This is a genomic window from Pseudomonas sp. MF09156 (assembly GCF_059862305.1).
Window position 1 is genome coordinate 547,212 of the sequence record NZ_JCBCUR010000001.1, and the last position, 16,115, is coordinate 563,326.

The 16,115-nt window shown below is 58.0% G+C and carries 19 protein-coding genes; 17 read left to right on the top strand and 2 right to left on the bottom strand.

What is annotated here, in order from left to right; translation table 11 throughout:
* Nucleotides 1–2: 2 nt before the first annotated feature.
* Nucleotides 3–488, top strand: coding sequence for a YajQ family cyclic di-GMP-binding protein (locus tag AC19YY_RS02475; protein WP_007933288.1), 486 nt, complete (start codon nt 3–5; stop codon nt 486–488).
* Between the two features lie 127 nt (nt 489–615).
* A complete protein-coding gene (locus AC19YY_RS02480; protein WP_170041896.1) occupies nt 616–1,458 on the top strand; it encodes a mechanosensitive ion channel family protein in 843 nt (280 codons plus the stop codon).
* A 176-nt stretch (nt 1,459–1,634) separates the two neighbouring features.
* Here the strand turns inward: AC19YY_RS02480 and AC19YY_RS02485 are convergent, their stop codons facing one another.
* Complete coding sequence (locus tag AC19YY_RS02485; protein WP_169954661.1) at nt 1,635–2,930, bottom strand: OprD family porin; 1,296 nt, start codon at nt 2,928–2,930, stop codon at nt 1,635–1,637.
* 727 nt (nt 2,931–3,657) lie between these two features.
* Between AC19YY_RS02485 and AC19YY_RS02490 the strand changes: the two genes are divergently transcribed.
* Together AC19YY_RS02490 and AC19YY_RS02495 are read left to right on the top strand one after the other, a co-directional pair.
* Nucleotides 3,658–4,083, top strand: a complete 426-nt coding sequence (locus AC19YY_RS02490) for an HIT domain-containing protein (RefSeq protein WP_492633635.1) — start codon at nt 3,658–3,660, stop codon at nt 4,081–4,083.
* Nucleotides 4,084–4,086: 3 nt separating this feature from the next.
* The gene (locus AC19YY_RS02495; RefSeq protein WP_057441383.1) at nt 4,087–4,293 is read left to right on the top strand and encodes a SlyX family protein; all 207 of its coding nucleotides are present in this window, start codon (nt 4,087–4,089) and stop codon (nt 4,291–4,293) included.
* Between the two features lie 83 nt (nt 4,294–4,376).
* Here the strand turns inward: AC19YY_RS02495 and AC19YY_RS02500 are convergent, their stop codons facing one another.
* Nucleotides 4,377–4,979 (bottom strand): cold-shock protein, encoded by a 603-nt coding sequence (locus AC19YY_RS02500; RefSeq protein WP_169954663.1) that lies wholly within the window; start codon nt 4,977–4,979, stop codon nt 4,377–4,379.
* A gap of 407 nt (nt 4,980–5,386) precedes the next feature.
* Here AC19YY_RS02500 and AC19YY_RS02505 point away from each other — a divergent pair, with 407 nt between their 5' ends.
* The 13 genes from AC19YY_RS02505 to tolB all read left to right on the top strand — a co-directional run bounded on the left by AC19YY_RS02505 (nt 5,387) and on the right by tolB (nt 16,110).
* Nucleotides 5,387–5,860, top strand: coding sequence for a Dps family protein (locus AC19YY_RS02505; protein WP_029300319.1), 474 nt, complete (start codon nt 5,387–5,389; stop codon nt 5,858–5,860).
* Between the two features lie 192 nt (nt 5,861–6,052).
* Nucleotides 6,053–6,403 (top strand): ribbon-helix-helix domain-containing protein, encoded by a 351-nt coding sequence (locus AC19YY_RS02510; RefSeq protein ID WP_169954664.1) that lies wholly within the window; start codon nt 6,053–6,055, stop codon nt 6,401–6,403.
* Between the two features lie 162 nt (nt 6,404–6,565).
* Nucleotides 6,566–6,787, top strand: coding sequence for an FmdB family zinc ribbon protein (locus AC19YY_RS02515; protein WP_057441377.1), 222 nt, complete (start codon nt 6,566–6,568; stop codon nt 6,785–6,787).
* A 110-nt stretch (nt 6,788–6,897) separates the two neighbouring features.
* On the top strand, nt 6,898–8,673 hold the full coding sequence (gene aspS, locus AC19YY_RS02520) for an aspartate--tRNA ligase (RefSeq protein WP_029300316.1): 1,776 nt from the start codon (nt 6,898–6,900) through the stop codon (nt 8,671–8,673).
* A 135-nt stretch (nt 8,674–8,808) separates the two neighbouring features.
* Entirely contained in the window at nt 8,809–9,555 is a 747-nt protein-coding gene (locus AC19YY_RS02525; protein ID WP_038442836.1) for a YebC/PmpR family DNA-binding transcriptional regulator, read from the top strand.
* Between the two features lie 158 nt (nt 9,556–9,713).
* A complete protein-coding gene (gene ruvC, locus AC19YY_RS02530) occupies nt 9,714–10,238 on the top strand; it encodes a crossover junction endodeoxyribonuclease RuvC (protein ID WP_005790910.1) in 525 nt (174 codons plus the stop codon).
* A 63-nt stretch (nt 10,239–10,301) separates the two neighbouring features.
* A complete protein-coding gene (gene ruvA, locus AC19YY_RS02535; RefSeq protein WP_003193868.1) occupies nt 10,302–10,913 on the top strand; it encodes a Holliday junction branch migration protein RuvA in 612 nt (203 codons plus the stop codon).
* Complete coding sequence (gene ruvB / locus AC19YY_RS02540) at nt 10,914–11,972, top strand: Holliday junction branch migration DNA helicase RuvB (RefSeq protein ID WP_029300308.1); 1,059 nt, start codon at nt 10,914–10,916, stop codon at nt 11,970–11,972.
* A 138-nt stretch (nt 11,973–12,110) separates the two neighbouring features.
* Nucleotides 12,111–12,566, top strand: a complete 456-nt coding sequence (gene ybgC, locus AC19YY_RS02545; protein ID WP_169954666.1) for a tol-pal system-associated acyl-CoA thioesterase — start codon at nt 12,111–12,113, stop codon at nt 12,564–12,566.
* Nucleotide 12,567: 1 nt separating this feature from the next.
* Nucleotides 12,568–13,263, top strand: coding sequence for a protein TolQ (tolQ, locus tag AC19YY_RS02550; protein WP_029300305.1), 696 nt, complete (start codon nt 12,568–12,570; stop codon nt 13,261–13,263).
* A gap of 23 nt (nt 13,264–13,286) precedes the next feature.
* Entirely contained in the window at nt 13,287–13,739 is a 453-nt protein-coding gene (gene tolR / locus AC19YY_RS02555; protein ID WP_162473200.1) for a protein TolR, read from the top strand.
* Nucleotides 13,739–14,812 carry a cell envelope integrity protein TolA gene (gene tolA, locus AC19YY_RS02560; protein WP_029300302.1) on the top strand — a complete coding sequence of 358 codons (1,074 nt, stop codon included), beginning with the start codon at nt 13,739–13,741 and terminating at the stop codon, nt 14,810–14,812. The genes tolR and tolA overlap by 1 nt, the downstream gene beginning before the upstream one ends.
* A gap of 17 nt (nt 14,813–14,829) precedes the next feature.
* Nucleotides 14,830–16,110 carry a Tol-Pal system beta propeller repeat protein TolB gene (gene tolB, locus AC19YY_RS02565; RefSeq protein WP_169851059.1) on the top strand — a complete coding sequence of 427 codons (1,281 nt, stop codon included), beginning with the start codon at nt 14,830–14,832 and terminating at the stop codon, nt 16,108–16,110.
* Nucleotides 16,111–16,115: the final 5 nt, after the last annotated feature.

A 16,115-nucleotide genomic window follows, 5' to 3' on the forward strand; every position in this document is an offset into this window, starting at 1 on the left:
ACATGCCGTCGTTCGACGTGGTATCTGAACTGGACAAGCACGAAGTCACCAACGCCGTCGAGAACGCCGTCAAGGAGCTGGACCGTCGTTATGACTTGAAAGGCAAGGGCAGCTTCGAGTTCAAGGAAAAGGAACTGACGGTCAACCTGACCGCTGAAGCCGATTTCCAGCTCGAAGCGATGATCGAGATCCTCAAGCTGGCCCTGGTCAAGCGCAAAATCGACGTGCAATGCCTTGAAGTCAAGGATGCCTATGCGTCGGGCAAGTTGATGAAGCAGGAGGCCGTGCTCAAGGAAGGTATCGACAAGGAGCTGGCGAAGAAGATCGTCGCTCACGTCAAGGATGCCAAGCTCAAGGTCCAGGCCGCAATCCAGGGCGAGCAGGTGCGTATCACTGGCAAGAAGCGCGACGACTTGCAGGAGGCGATTGCCGCCCTGCGCGCCAAGACCTTCGATATGCCGCTGCAGTTCAATAACTTCCGCGACTGATCCGGTTTTGGGGAACCCGCGGGGCTTTTCGACGTCCCACGCCCCAGAACCTGCAGAAACGATTGAGCCCTTCGGGGCTCAATTGCTGTGGCGACCTTTATTTGCAGTGCTAGACAGGAGAATCTAGATGGATTTGAACGCTGAAGTGGATCAATTGATCAAGGCTTCCCAAGCCTGGGTCCCGATGATCATGGAATACGGCAGCCGCGTATTGCTGGCGGTATTGACCCTGGCCATTGGCTGGTGGCTGATCAACAAGCTGACCCACAAGGTAGGGCGCCTGCTGGCCCTGCGCAATGCGGACCTGGCGTTGCAGGGCTTTGTGACCAGCCTTGCGAACATCGTGCTCAAGGTGATGCTGATCGTCAGCGTAGCCTCGATGATCGGAGTCGAAACCACCTCGTTTGTCGCCGCGATCGGTGCCGCGACCCTGGCCATTGGCCTGGCATTGCAAGGTAGCCTGGCCAACTTTGCCGGTGGCGTGCTGATTCTGCTGTTCCGCCCGTTCCGTATCGGTGACTGGATCGAAGCCCAGGGCACGGCGGGTACCGTCGATAGCATCCAGATCTTCCACACGGTGATCCGTACCGGCGATAACAAGACGGTCATTGTGCCTAACGGCATCTTGTCCAACGGCATCATCACCAACACCAATCGCCAGCCAACCCGCAAGGTGGTGTTTGACGTGGGTGTCGACTACGAAGCCGATTTGCAGAAAGCCCGTCAAGTGCTGCTGGAATTGGCCAAGGATCCACGGGTTCTGGCGGATCCCGAGCCTGTCGCAGTGGTTTCGACCCTGGGCGACAGTTCGATCACCGTTTCCCTGCGTGTATGGACCAAGACTGCGGATTATTGGGACGTGATGTTCATGTTCAATGAACTGGCGCGGGACCGTTTGAAAGCGGCCGGAATTGATATCCCGTTCCCGCAGCGCGTTATTCGCGTGATGCAAGAAGCGCCTGCCAAATAAGAACGGGTGCAGGGATTTAACTTGGCTGAAGAGTCAGGTTTTGTCTCGATAATAAACTTGATAGTTAGCTTGCTAGTTATCAAGGTCGCAGAAATAAAAGTGCAATAAAAAAGCCGCTCACTGGTTAAAAGTGAGCGGCTTTTTCATTAAGGGCCGAAGCCCTCGGGCATCTTTGATTACAAGATGTTCAACGGGTATTGCGCAATCAGACGCAGTTCATCGATGGACGAAGAACCGTAGTAAACGCCATCAGACGAACGATAAGTCGCTTGGCGAATACGCAGGCTCAGGTCTTTGGCCGGGCCGCTCTGGATCACGTACTTGGCTTCAAGATCGCGTTCCCATTCTTTGCCGTTCGAGGTCAGGGCGGTGTTGGCGCCGCTACCGGTGACGTACGCAGCCAGGAAGCTCAGGCCAGGTACACCGAAGGTGGCCATGTCGAGGTCGTAACGGGCCTTGAAGGATTTCTCGCCTTCGGCGTTGAAGTCGGAACGTGCAATGGAGTTGGCCAGGAACACTGTGCCGCCGCCGTCGATGCCGTAGCCGTAGTCGCCGTCACCAGTAACCTTCTGGGCCGCCAGGGTGAAGGTGTGTGCACCGATGGTGTAGGCACCCTGCAAGCTGAACGCGCGGTTGTCGAGTTTGGTAACGTCGTCTTTGTAGGCGCGTTGCAGGCCGGCACCGTCGCTCTTGGTGTCGTAGATGTTGAAGTCTACGGCCACCGACTGGTCATCGCTCAGGGCGTGGGTCCAGTTGACGTTGGCGTAGTATTTGCGCCAGTAGTCTTCGACTTTCGAGTAGTAGAGGCTGGTGGTGAACTCAGGCGTCCAACCGTAGGTGCCGCCTACGAAATTGGCTTGCTTGATGCCTCGGGAGGTTTCAGGGAAGTCGAGAATACTGTCCTTGAAGGTCTGCGCCTGGGCCACGCTGGAAGTGAAGTGACCGGCTTCCAGCTTGAGGTCCTTGATCTCGTTACTGACGATCGAGATACCTTGTGGCAGCTCTGGCAGCAAGCGACTGTCGTCGGATGCGAATACCGGTGCGGTGGTGTACTGGTCGCCGACTTTCAGCACGGTATTGGAGAGGCGGAACTTGATGGCGCCGCCGCCCTTGGAGTATTCATCCTCTGAGCGGCCATCCGAACCTTCCGGGAACAAGCCAGTGCCATTACGGCCTCTGCCGCTGTCCAGTTTCACGCCGAGCAGGCCGATAACGTCAACACCCACACCGATGGTGCCCTGGGTGAAGCCCGACTGGTACAAACCGTTGAAGCCCAGGCCGGTTTCCCGGGTGTAGCTTGTGCCCGACTTGTTGTTGCGGTTGTCTCGGCTGAAGTACAGGGTGCGGGTATTGATGCTGAAGGTACTGTCTTCGACAAAGCCCTTGGCATCGTCTTGGGCGGACGCCATTGCGAACTGTGAGGTGCCTGCTGAAACAGCGAGGGCGATCATGCTCCACTTCATCACGCGCATCGTGATTTGCTCCTTTGGTTTTAGGAAGAGTACTGCCGTCCCACCTATATTTTTGTCTGGGCGGCTCTTTCTTTTTTGTGACAGCGCAAACTTATAGCACGCTGGCAATAATTGGCGATACTTGCACATCTGTCCTTTCAGCTTCTTTACGAGGCTGTCGTAAATTGCTAGATCCATGTCGCAAATCTACAGTCTGCTTGTAACCAGACTGACAACTTCAATACTGTTTTTAATACCCTGGACAGAGGTGCAAAGTACCCTGTTCAAAGTTTAAAACTTCCTGTTTTTGTATTGACTCACTGTTGTTTTTATCGTGAAGCACTGCCTTCCTGGCAGGTGCCGTTGTCGACGATAGGGGAGTGAATGCAACAAGCGTGCTCAAACTGTCGGGCAGATGTCATTTTTTCGTGAAAAATGTGCTGGGTCTGTGAAAACCGCCTGGGCACGGGGCTTTTGCGTGGTTTTTTTTGGAATTCAGGGCCTCGGCTGTGCGGGATTTCGAACGGATAAAAATGTGTTTCTGTCAGAAATGTTACCGGTTCACCCTGCACGGTGAGTAATCGGCGGATAGGCCCTGCCCGATGCGGGGCATAAAAGACTCATTTTGGTGCGTCGGTGCCCGGTCGCGCGATTGCCCATGGCGCGCGCGCGGATTGCCCCGTGAAGCAGCCGCCATTCGCAGGTATGCTGGGCGCCTGAAACTGACTAGCCGAACGGAGTGCCTGCGGTGTTCGCCTTGGATCCACGTCTGCAAAACGACACCTTGCCCATCGGGGAATTCCCCCTGTGCCGGCTGCTGCTGTCCAATGACTCTAACTACCTCTGGCTTATCCTGGTGCCGCGCATTGCCGGTATCAGCGAAGTGTTCCAGCTCGACGCGGACGACCAGTCCCGCCTGTGGCAAGAAACCACGACGTTGGCGCGGTTGCTCAATGACGGGTTTGGCGCCGATAAAATGAACATTGGCGCCCTGGGTAACGTGGTCAACCAGCTGCATGTGCACGTGATTGTGCGCAAACGCGACGATGCGGCTTGGCCTGCCCCCGTCTGGGGCAAGCACCCGGCGGTGCCTTATACCGACGCTCAGGTCGCGCTGATTCGTACCCGCCTGCGCGAGTTGTTGCCGCCCGAATTCACTTTTGCCCAGGACTGAGCCATGGACCTGCAAGACCGCGTGATGGACCTTGAGAGCCGCCTGGCTTTCCAGGACGACACCATCGAGACCTTGAATGACATCCTGGTTGCCCAGCAACGAGCGGTAGAACGCCTGCAATTGCAGATGACGGCCTTACTCAAGCGTCAGGAAGAAATGGGCGGGCAGTTCGAATCCTCCGAGGAAGAAGCGCCGCCGCCTCATTATTAAGGGGGCGGGTAAACTCCCGGCGATAAAAAACCGCGATGCAGTATCAACTGCATCGCGGTTTTTTTTTCGGGCCTGTTCTGGGATCAGCGACGCGGCAGGGCGGCGATCACGTCTTCAGCTTGCAGGCCTTTGTCACGGTTCATCACGGAGAACTCCACGCGCTGGCCTTCCACCAGGACACGATGGCCTTCGCCGCGAATGGCTCGGAAGTGGACGAAGATATCGTCGCCCGAATCCCGGGAAATAAAACCGAAGCCTTTGGAGGTGTTGAACCACTTGACGGTCCCGGTATCCCGGTTGGTCATATCGTAGTTTTGCGAGGAGGCCGGGGCAGACGAACGGTAGAAGCTGATGGCCAGGTGAAGAACGATAGCGACTACGGCAATGGCCAGGCTGAGCAGGATGGCTGGATGGCCACCGACTTCAGGCATGGGGGCCAGGAGGGTGAGGGTTTGTACGACGACAGTCAGCACCAGCAGTGCGCTGACCAGGTTTTGCAGTTGATGGCGTGTGCCTTTGTTCCAGTAGGGGATCACTGGCGCCAGCGTCAGGTTGAGAAGGCCGAACAGAGCCAGGTACAGCGCGTCGTGTTGTTGCAGATACGGCAGGCTTTCTGGTTGCAGGCTCGGGATAAAGGACAGCAGCAAAGCTGCAGCGCCCGTTAGCAGGTGGACGATTTTCAACATTTTGATTAACTCACGTTAAGACGGATCACGAAGGAAGAGCTGACTGGCACGGTTCGCTTCTGAACAATGGGAGGCGTTGGACACGTGCGCGATTATTCAGCCTATGCCGCTTGCCGCAGGAAATAGCGGTGGCGACACGCTGCCTATTTAACAGCAAAGCCTGTGCCTTCTCAAATCAAGCGTTTCAAGGCGTTGCGAAGATCATGGCATTTATGCGGCAAACCCTTGTCCTAGACAGGTGCGGGTGTTTTTCACCGCGCCAGGCCTTGCCGCTCGTGGTCGAGCGCGTTGCAAAGGGGCGATTTGCCGCAGGCCGAGTGCGGCGGCAGGGCTGCGCAAGGCGAGCACTCTTGCTAGAGTGGGTAAGCACCTGATCAATGAATATTCATCAATTGAAGGGAATAGACATGGCAATCGATATCGGTATCAGTGAAGAAGATCGTAAATCCATTGTTGACGGACTTTCACGGCTGCTTTCAGATACCTATGTACTGTATTTGAAAACCCATAACTTCCATTGGAACGTTACCGGGCCGCAATTTCGCACATTGCACTTGATGTTTGAAGAGCAATATAACGAACTGGCGCTGGCAGTTGACTCCATTGCCGAACGTATTCGTGCCCTGGGCTTTCCAGCGCCGGGTGCTTACTCTATCTATGCCCGTCTGTCTTCGATCAAGGAGGAAGAAGGCGTACCCAGCGCTGAAAACATGATCAAGCAACTTGTCGATGGGCAGGAAGCGGTTACGCGAACTGCACGCGGGATCTTCCCGTTGCTGGATAAAGTCAGCGACGAGCCGACCGCGGACCTGCTGACCCAGCGCATGCAGATCCACGAAAAAACCGCCTGGATGCTGCGCTCGCTGCTCGAAGGCAAGTAAGCCCTGCAGGCCAGTGGTGCCCGGCAGGCGCCGCTGGCTGCACCTGATTGCTTCCTGATATATGCGTTGGCTTGTCCTACGAGTCGCGACTCTCCGTCTTCTGGCTGCACTTGCCTGCTTGATGTTTTATAGGCTCAACGGCCAATAACAGCCGTGTATTCAAGAGCCGTTTGGCAAGGGAGTGTCAAGTGTATGTCGCGTAGTATGAGTAAAGGTGTGCTGGAAACTTCCGGGGTCTACAAGACAAAGATCGATCCCTTCGTCAAAGGGTTCGATATGGCGTTGGCCCGGCCATTATCACGTTCTGTCCGGTTGAATGGTTTTTCGACATGCCTGCGGCTTGAAGAAGTCTATTGGAACATTCTTGGTGAAATAGCCAGGATCAATACCTGTTCGGTCAGTGCGCTGCTGTCCTATGTGGATCGTGAGGTGCACTTGCGTTATGGCGGGGTCAAGAATTTCAGCGGCCTAGTCAGGGTGGTCTGTGTGGTTCATGCGTTGAAAGGGCAGGTATGCGCCGCAGATCAGGCTGGCGTGATGTAGGCCGGTTGTCCCGTATCAGGGGGGCAGAGGTGTTGGTCTAAGTGGGCTGCACGTTGCCACGGCTGCACAGCCTCGATTTAACGGATATAATCTCGCCCTTTGCTGCGCATACCGGCTGGTACGGAGCGTGGCGCAGCAGTGATGTGATCGCCGAGATATTCCATGCCCATGTACGATTACCAATGCGCTTCCTGTGGTCATCAGTTGGAAGCCATTCAAAAGATCAGCGACGCGCCGTTGGTCGATTGCCCTGCTTGCCAGGCGCCCGAGCTGAAAAAAATGTTGTCGATGCCGGGCTTTCGCCTGAGCGGTAGCGGCTGGTACGAGACGGACTTCAAGACCGGCGCCAAGAAGAATCTGGCGGGCGGCGACAAAGCAGACTGAGTTGAACTCTACGCGCGAGCTCCTGCATTATCCGTGGCCTGACTTAATAGGTGCGGTGTCCGAGCAGGAACTCCACCGAATTTCGAATTACGAGAAGTGAAACCACTACCATGATGCGCAGCCACTATTGCGGCCAACTGAACGAGACCCTGGAAGGTCAGGAAATCACCCTTTGCGGATGGGTTCACCGTCGCCGCGACCATGGCGGGGTGATTTTCCTCGATATCCGTGATCGTGACGGTCTGGCCCAGGTGGTATTCGACCCGGATCGCGCCGAGAGCTTCGCCGCCGCTGACCGCGTGCGCAGCGAATACGTCGTGAAAATCACCGGCAAGGTTCGCCTGCGTCCGGCCGGTGCCACCAACGCCAACATGGCGTCGGGCATGATCGAAGTCCTGGGCTACGAGCTGGAAGTGCTTAACGAGTCGGAAACCCCGCCGTTCCCACTCAACGAGTTCTCCGACGTTGGCGAAGAAACCCGCCTGCGTTATCGCTTCCTCGACCTGCGTCGTCCGGAAATGGCCGAGAAGCTGCGCCTGCGCTCGCGCATGACCACCAGCATCCGTCGCTTCCTCGACGAGAACGGCTTCCTGGACGTCGAGACCCCGATCCTGACCCGTGCTACGCCAGAAGGCGCACGTGACTACCTGGTGCCAAGTCGTACCCACGCCGGTAGCTTCTTCGCCTTGCCGCAATCGCCGCAGCTGTTCAAGCAACTGCTGATGGTCGCTGGCTTCGACCGCTACTACCAGATCGCCAAGTGCTTTCGCGACGAAGACCTGCGCGCCGACCGCCAGCCGGAATTCACCCAGATCGACATCGAGACCAGCTTCCTCGATGAAAAAGAGATCATGGGCCTGACCGAAGAAATGATCCGCAACCTGTTCAAGGAAGTGCTGGACCTGGAATTCGGCGAGTTCCCGCACATGACCTTCGAAGAAGCCATGCGCCGCTACGGTTCCGACAAGCCAGACCTGCGCAACCCGCTGGAGCTGGTCGACGTTGCCGACCAGCTCAAGGAAGTCGACTTCAAGGTATTCAGCGGCCCGGCCAACGATCCGAAATGCCGCATCGCCGCACTGCGTGTGCCAGGCGGGGCGAGCATGCCGCGCAAACAGATCGACGACTACACCAAGTTCGTCGGCATCTACGGCGCCAAGGGCCTGGCTTACATCAAGGTCAACGAGCGCGCCAAGGGTGTTGAAGGCCTGCAGTCGCCAATCGTCAAGAACATCCCGGAAGACAAGCTCAATGTGATCCTCGATCGCGTTGGCGCAGTCGATGGCGATATCGTGTTCTTCGGCGCCGACAAGGCCAAGATCGTCAGCGAAGCCCTGGGCGCGCTGCGGATCAAGCTGGGCCACGACCTCGACCTGCTGACGTGCAAGTGGGCACCGATGTGGGTCGTCGACTTCCCGATGTTCGAAGAGAACGACGACGGCAGCTTCAGCGCCCTGCATCACCCGTTCACCGCACCCAAGTGCACGCCGCAGGAACTGGAAGCCAACCCGGCTGGCGCCCTGTCCCGTGCCTACGACATGGTGCTCAACGGCACCGAGCTGGGTGGCGGTTCGATCCGTATCCACCGCAAAGAGATGCAGCAGTCGGTGTTCCGCCTGTTGGGCATCAACGAAGCGGAACAGGAAGAGAAGTTCGGCTTCCTGCTCGACGCCCTGAAATACGGTGCTCCACCCCACGGCGGCCTGGCCTTCGGCCTTGACCGCCTGGTGATGCTGATGACCGGTGCCCAGTCGATCCGTGAAGTGATTGCCTTCCCGAAAACCCAGAGTGCTGCGGACGTCATGACCCAGGCTCCAGGTGTGGTGGATGCCAAGGCACTGCGCGAGCTGCACATCCGTCTGCGCGAGGCGCCGAAGGCTGAGTAAGGCTGCGGCGTGAAAGCGCGATAAGGTTGTACGCAGTCAAAAAGGCGCATCTTCGGATGCGCCTTTGCGTTTAAAAGAGGGAAATCTCGCCTTGGGCGGGATTGAAAGGTTTCTAGAGAATTTCGGAGTTGTGTTATGGCTGGCCATTCCAAGTGGGCGAACATCAAGCACCGCAAAGAGCGTCAGGATGCCAAGAAAGGCAAGATCTTCACCAAGTGGATTCGTGAACTGACCGTCGCTGCCCGCCAGGGCGGCGGTGATCCTGGCTCCAACCCACGCCTGCGCCTGGCGCTGGACAAGGCCCTGGGCGCCAACATGAGCCGCGACATCATCGACCGCGCCGTGGCCCGTGGGGCCGGTGCGGCCGATACCGACGATATGGTCGAACTGACCTATGAAGGCTACGGCCCGGGCGGCGTTGCGGTGATGGTTGAGTGCATGACCGACAACCGCAACCGTACCGCGGCGGCCGTACGCCATGCGTTCAGCAAGTGTGGCGGCAACCTGGGTACGGATGGTTCGGTAGCCTATCTCTTCGAGCGCAAGGGCCAGATTACCTTCGCGCCAGGCACCGATGAAGACGCGCTGATGGAAGCTGCGATGGAGGCGGATGCCGACGATGTGGTGACCAACGAAGACGGCTCCATCGACGTATTCACCTCGTTTGCCGGCTTCTACGCGGTGCGTAACGCCCTGGAAGCGGCGGGTTTCAAAGGCACCGACGCGGAAATCGTCATGCTGCCGACCACCAGCGCCGAACTGGACCTGGACGGCGCGCAGAAGGTGCTCAAGATGCTGGACATGCTTGAAGACCTGGATGATGTGCAGAACGTCTACTCCAACGCCGACATTCCAGAAGACGTGGCCGCACAGCTAGTCTGAAGGCTGGTGTAGACCATAATGTGGGAGCGGGCTTGCTCGCGAAAGCGGTTTGTCAGTCAGTACATGCGTTGACTGAAGCACCGCTTTCGCGAGCAAGCCCGCTCCCACATTGGATCTTCGCTGTATCAAAAAATGTGTTTACCCAACCTGCAGGCGTTATGACTTTAATCCTAGGTATCGACCCCGGTTCGCGCATCACCGGCTTTGGCGTGGTGCAGCAGACCCCGCGTGGCTGTATCTACGTGGCGTCGGGATGTATCCGTACCGGCGCCGGGGAGCTGGCCGAGCGTTTGCAGATCGTCTATCGCGGCGTACGTGAAGTGATCCAGACCTACGGGCCGGTGACCATGGGCATCGAAAAGGTATTCATGGCCAAAAATGCCGACTCGGCCCTCAAGCTGGGCCAGGCCCGCGGCGCCGCCATCGTCGCCGGAGCGGAGGAGGGCATGGAAATCGCCGAATACACCGCGACCCAGGTCAAGCAGGCGGTGGTTGGCACCGGCGCGGCGAATAAAGAGCAGGTGCAGATGATGGTCATGCACATGCTCAAACTCACCTCCAAGCCGCAGATCGACGCTTCTGACGCCCTGGCCATCGCCATTTGCCATGCCCACACCCGCTCCAGCCTGCTGCCTCACGGCCTTGGCACGGCACGCAGTCGTGGCGGGCGCCTGCGTCTCTGATAGCATCAGCGCAATCGTTATGGTCGGGCCTCGATCTGACCTCAAGCTTTAAGGATCTGAACCGTGATTGGACGCTTGCGCGGCACCCTGGCTGAGAAACAGCCGCCGCACCTGATTCTGGATGTAAACGGGCTGGGGTATGAGCTGGAAGTGCCCATGACCACCCTGTACCGCCTACCGTCGGTCGGTGAACCGATAACGTTGCACACCCATCTGGTGGTGCGCGAAGACGCGCAACTACTCTATGGTTTCATCGGCAAGCGCGACCGCGACTTCTTCCGCGAGCTGATCCGCCTCAATGGCGTTGGCCCGAAACTGGCCCTGGCCTTGATGTCGAGCCTGGAAGTGGACGAGTTGGTACGTGCTGTTTCGGCCCAGGACACCTCGGCGCTGACCAAGGTGCCGGGTGTCGGCAAAAAAACCGCTGAGCGCCTGCTGGTGGAGCTCAAGGATCGCTTCAAAGCCTGGGAAGTGGTGCCAAGCATGTTTGCGCTGGTGCCAAACCAGCCGGATATGCCGGCGGCCCAAGTCGCCAGCGCCGAAAGTGACGCCGTCAATGCGCTGATCTCCCTTGGCTACAAGCCACAGGAGGCCAGCAAGGCAGTGTCGGCCATCAAGGACAAGAACCTGAGCGCTGAAGACATGATCCGCCGAGCCCTGAAGGGAATGATTTAAGTGATTGAAGCTGATCGTCTGATTGCAGCCACCGGCCCTCGCGACCGTGAAGAGGTCCAGGACCGGGCCATCCGCCCCCTGAGCCTTGCCGATTACATTGGCCAGCCCACCGTGCGCGAGCAGATGGAGCTGTTCATCCAGGCGGCACGTGGGCGTGCCGAGTCCCTGGACCACACGCTGATCTTCGGCCCGCCGGGGCTGGGCAAGACTACCCTGGCCAACATCATCGCCCAGGAAATGGGCGTGTCGATCAAGAGCACCTCCGGCCCGGTGCTGGAGCGCCCGGGCGACCTGGCTGCGTTGCTGACCAACCTTGAACCCCATGACGTGCTGTTCATCGACGAAATCCACCGGTTGTCGCCCATCGTCGAAGAAGTGCTATACCCGGCCATGGAAGATTTCCAGCTGGATATCATGATTGGCGAAGGGCCGGCCGCGCGCTCGATCAAGCTCGACCTGCCGCCGTTTACCCTGGTCGGCGCCACCACCCGTGCCGGCATGTTGACCAACCCGTTGCGAGACCGTTTCGGCATTGTTCAACGTCTAGAGTTCTATAGCACTGCTGACCTTGCGACGATTGTCAGCCGTTCGGCGGGGATTCTCGGCTTACCGCTCGACCCGGAAGGCGCCTTCGAGATTGCCCGCAGGGCCCGTGGCACACCGCGGATTGCCAACCGTTTGCTGCGCCGGGTGCGCGATTTTGCCGAGGTGCGGGCCAAGGGCCATATCACCAAGGCCGTGGCCGACCTGGCGTTGAACCTGCTGGACGTCGATGAACATGGCTTCGACCATCAGGACCGGCGCCTGCTGTTGACCATGATCGAGAAGTTCGATGGTGGGCCGGTGGGCGTGGATAGCCTGGCCGCCGCCATCAGTGAGGAGCGCCATACCATTGAGGATGTGCTGGAGCCGTACCTGATTCAACAGGGTTACATCATGCGTACGCCAAGGGGGCGGGTGGTCACGCGCCACGCGTATCTGCACTTTGGGTTAAACATTCCGTCACGATTGGGGGAGATGCCTGTGGTAGACGAATTCCTCGATGCAGTGGACGATTAAAAAGGCATGGCGGGTCGATTTATTCGGCGTTTGTGCTGTCCTAGTGGCTGGCGTCGTCATTCTTTCGTTAGAAATGCTGCAGAGAATGAAAAACAGTTGCCTGGCCGGATTGGCAACCTGAGGAGTAAGCACTAGAGTATGCGCGCGCAAAACGGGGATCAGTCGTTCGCACATCGCTGTCGCGTTTATTACGAGGACACCGATGCGGGCGGCATCGTGTATTACGTCAATTATCTAAAGTTCATGGAGCGGGCTCGAACCGAGCGGCTACGGGAGCTGGGCTTTGCCCAATCCCAGCTGGCAGGGGAGGACCTGTTATTTGTCGTGCATTCCAGCGAGGCCCGTTACTACGCGCCGGCGCGACTGGACGATGAATTGCTGGTCAGCGCGCAAGTAATCGAATTGAACCGTGCCAGCCTGCGCTTTAAACAGCAGGTCAGGCGGGCAACGGATGCAACGCTGCTCTGTGAGGGGCAGTTCCTGGTGGCGTGTGTGCGCACCAACAGTTTGAAACCCAGGGCCATTCCCGAAACTCTACGTGCGGCCTTTGCCAACGTGAGCGGCGCGGGTCAACAATCAAAGCAGGAGATTTAGCGTGGAACCTACCGTCGTCGACCATTCCTCCATGTGGAGCCTGGTCAGCAATGCCAGTGTCGTGGTTCAACTGGTCATGCTGACCCTGGTAGCCGCATCGGTTACCTCATGGGTCATGATTTTCCAGCGCAGCAACCTGCTGCGCGCCGGTCGACGCGCCCTGGAGAGCTTCGAAGAGCGCTTCTGGTCGGGTATCGACCTGTCCAAGCTGTATCGCCAGGCGGGCAGCAACCCGGACCCGGACTCGGGCGTCGAGCAGATCTTTCGTGCCGGCTTCAAGGAATTTTCCCGCCTGCGCCAGCAGTCCGGCGTCGACCCTGAAGCGGTCATGGAAGGCGTGGCCCGTGCGATGCGCGTAGCGATCTCCCGTGAGGAAGAAAAGCTCGAGCAGAGCCTGCCGTTCCTGGCCACCGTCGGTTCGGTCAGCCCGTATATCGGCCTGTTCGGCACCGTATGGGGCATCATGAACTCCTTCCGTGGCCTGGCAACGGCCCAGCAAGCGACCCTGGCCACCGTGGCCCCGGGTATCGCCGAAGCGCTGATCGCCACTGCCATCGGCTTGTTCGCTGCAATCCCCGCAGTAATTGCCTACAACCGTTTCGCCGCCACCAGCGAAACCCTGATTGGCCGTTACTACACCTTCGCCGATGAATTCCAGGCGATCCTGCACCGTAAAGTGCACACCAGCGAAGAATAAGCAGGTAATTCCCAATGGCTTTAATCGCTCGAGCTCGCAAAAAGCGCAAGCCGGTCGCCGAGATGAACGTAGTGCCTTACATCGACGTGATGCTGGTGCTGCTGGTGATCTTCATGGTGACCGCGCCGATGCTCAATCAGGGGGTGAAGGTTGATCTGCCCAAGGTTTCCAGCGAAGCCTTGCCGCAGGACAACAACACCCAGGTCCTGACCATTTCGATCAAGGCTGACAAGACCTATTACTGGAACCTTGGCAGCGAAGTCGACACCCAGAAGCAACAGGACAAGGCCATGACCTTGCCGCAGATGACCGACGCCGTGACCAAAATCATCCGCGCCGGCAATGAAGGCGGCAAGCACACCCAGGTGTTCATCCGCGGTGACAAGTCGGTCGACTACGGCTCCGTCATGGGCGCCATGGGCGGGCTGCAGAAGGCCGGGGTCGGTAATGTTGGCTTGATTACCGAGGCGCCCTGATGCAGCAACAGCGAGAGCCGTCCGCCTCGGAAAGCTTCTTCTGGCCTAGCGTCTGGGCGATTGCCCTGCACGTTCTGGTGTTTGGCATGCTGTTTGTCAGCTTTGCCATGACCCCGGAGCTGCCGCCAGCCAAGCCGATCGTGCAGGCGACCCTGTATCAGCTGAAATCGAAAAGTCAGGCCACCACCCAGACCAATCAGAAGATTGCCGGTGAGGCCCAGAAGTCGGCTGCGCGCCAGACTGAAGTCGAACAGATGGAACAGAAGAAGGTCGAGCAGGAAGCGGTGAAGGCTGCTGCGGAACAAAAGAAAGACGAGGCGGCTCAAAAGGCCGAAGAATCGAAAAAGGCTGACGAAGCGAAGAAGGCCGACGAGGCGAAAAAGGCTGATGAAGCCAAGAAAGCCGAGAAAGCTGCCGAAGCCAAAAAAGCCGAAGAGAAACAATTGGCTGATATAGCCAAGAAGAAATCTGAAGAAGAAGCCAAGAAAGCGGCTGAAGAAGAGGCCAAGAAAAAGGCCGCTGAAGAAGCCAAGAAAAAGATAGTCGAAGACGCGAAGAAGAAAGCCGCCGAAGACGCCAAGAAAAAAGCTGAAGCAGACGAGGCGAAGAAGAAAATCGCCGATGACGCGAAGAAGAAAGCTGCCGCCGACGCCTCCAAGAAAAAGGCCCAGGAAGCAGCGCGTAAATCCGCCGAAGATAAAAAGGCCCAGGCCTTGGCAGATTTGCTTTCCGACACGCCGCAACGTCAGCAGGCCTTGGCCGATGAACGTGGTGACGAAGTCGCGGGCAGTTTCGACGATCTGATTCGCGCTCGCGCAGCAGAAGGCTGGACACGTCCACCTTCGGCACGCAAAGGCATGACAGTCGTGCTGCAGATCGGCATGTTGCCAGACGGTACGGTGACTTCGGTCAGCGTGGCCAAGTCCAGTGGCGACGGTTCGTTCGACAGTTCGGCGGTTGCAGCGGTCAAGAATATTGGCCGGTTGACCGAGATGCAGGGAATGAAACCAAGCGACTTCGCTCCCTATCGTTCATTCAAGATGACATTCACACCTGAGGATCTAGCCTTGTGAGAAACCTTCTTCGAGGAATGCTTGTCGTTATTTGCTGTATGGCAGGGATAGCGGCGGCGGATGAAAAGAACATCCTGGTAACCAGCGGTAGCGATCGGGCCACCCCGATTGCGGTTGTACCGTTTGGCTGGCAGGGCGGCAGCGTGCTGCCGGACGATATGGCGGAAATCATTGGTAATGACCTGCGCAACTCGGGTTACTACGCGCCAATTCCGAAACAGAACATGATCAGCCAGCCGACCCAAGGCAGCGAAGTGATCTACCGTGACTGGAAAGCCCTGGGCGCCCAGTACCTGATGGTAGGTAGCATCGTTCCAGCAGGCGGTCGCTTGCAGGTGCAATACGCTCTGTTCAACGTGGCCACCGAGCAGCAAGTGCTGACCGGTAGCGTGTCGGGCAGCGTTGACCAACTGCGGGACATGGCGCACTACATTGCCGACCAGTCGTTCGAGAAACTGGTGGGTATCAAGGGTGCGTTCTCTACCCGCATGTTGTACGTGACGGCTGAGCGTTTCTCGGTGAACAACACCCGCTACACCCTGCAACGTTCGGACTACGACGGTGCCCGTGCAGTGACCCTGTTGCAATCGCGCGAGCCGATCCTGTCGCCGCGTTTTGCGCCAGATGGCAAGCGTATTGCCTACGTGTCGTTCGAGCAGAAGCGTCCGCGCATCTTCGTCCAGCACATCGACACCGGTCGCCGTGAGCAGATCACCAACTTTGAAGGCCTGAACGGTGCCCCAGCCTGGTCGCCGGATGGCAATCGCCTGGCATTCGTACTGTCCAAGGACGGTAACCCGGATATCTACGTGATGAACCTCGGTTCGCGCCAGATCACCCGTGTCACTTCCGGCCCTGGTATCAACACCGAGCCGTTCTGGGGCAAGGATGGTTCGACCATCTACTTCACGTCAGACCGTGGCGGCAAACCGCAGATCTACAAGAGCAGCGTTGGCGGTGGTGGTGCGGAGCGTGTGACCTTTATTGGTAACTACAACGCCAATCCGAAGCTTTCGGCGGATGAAAAGACCCTAGTAATGATCCATCGCCAGGATGGTTTCACTAATTTCAAGGTGGCGGCCCAGGATTTGCAGCGCGGAAGCGTAAAAATCCTCACAGATAGCACTCTTGATGAGTCGCCTACTGTTGCGCCCAACGGCACCATGGTAATCTACGCCACCCGCCAGCAGGGCCGGGGAGTCTTGATGCTCGTGTCCATTAATGGACGCGTAAGGCTCCCGCTTCCTACCGCACAAGGCGAAGTCAGAGAACCGTCCTGGTCCCCTTACCTGAACTGACGCGG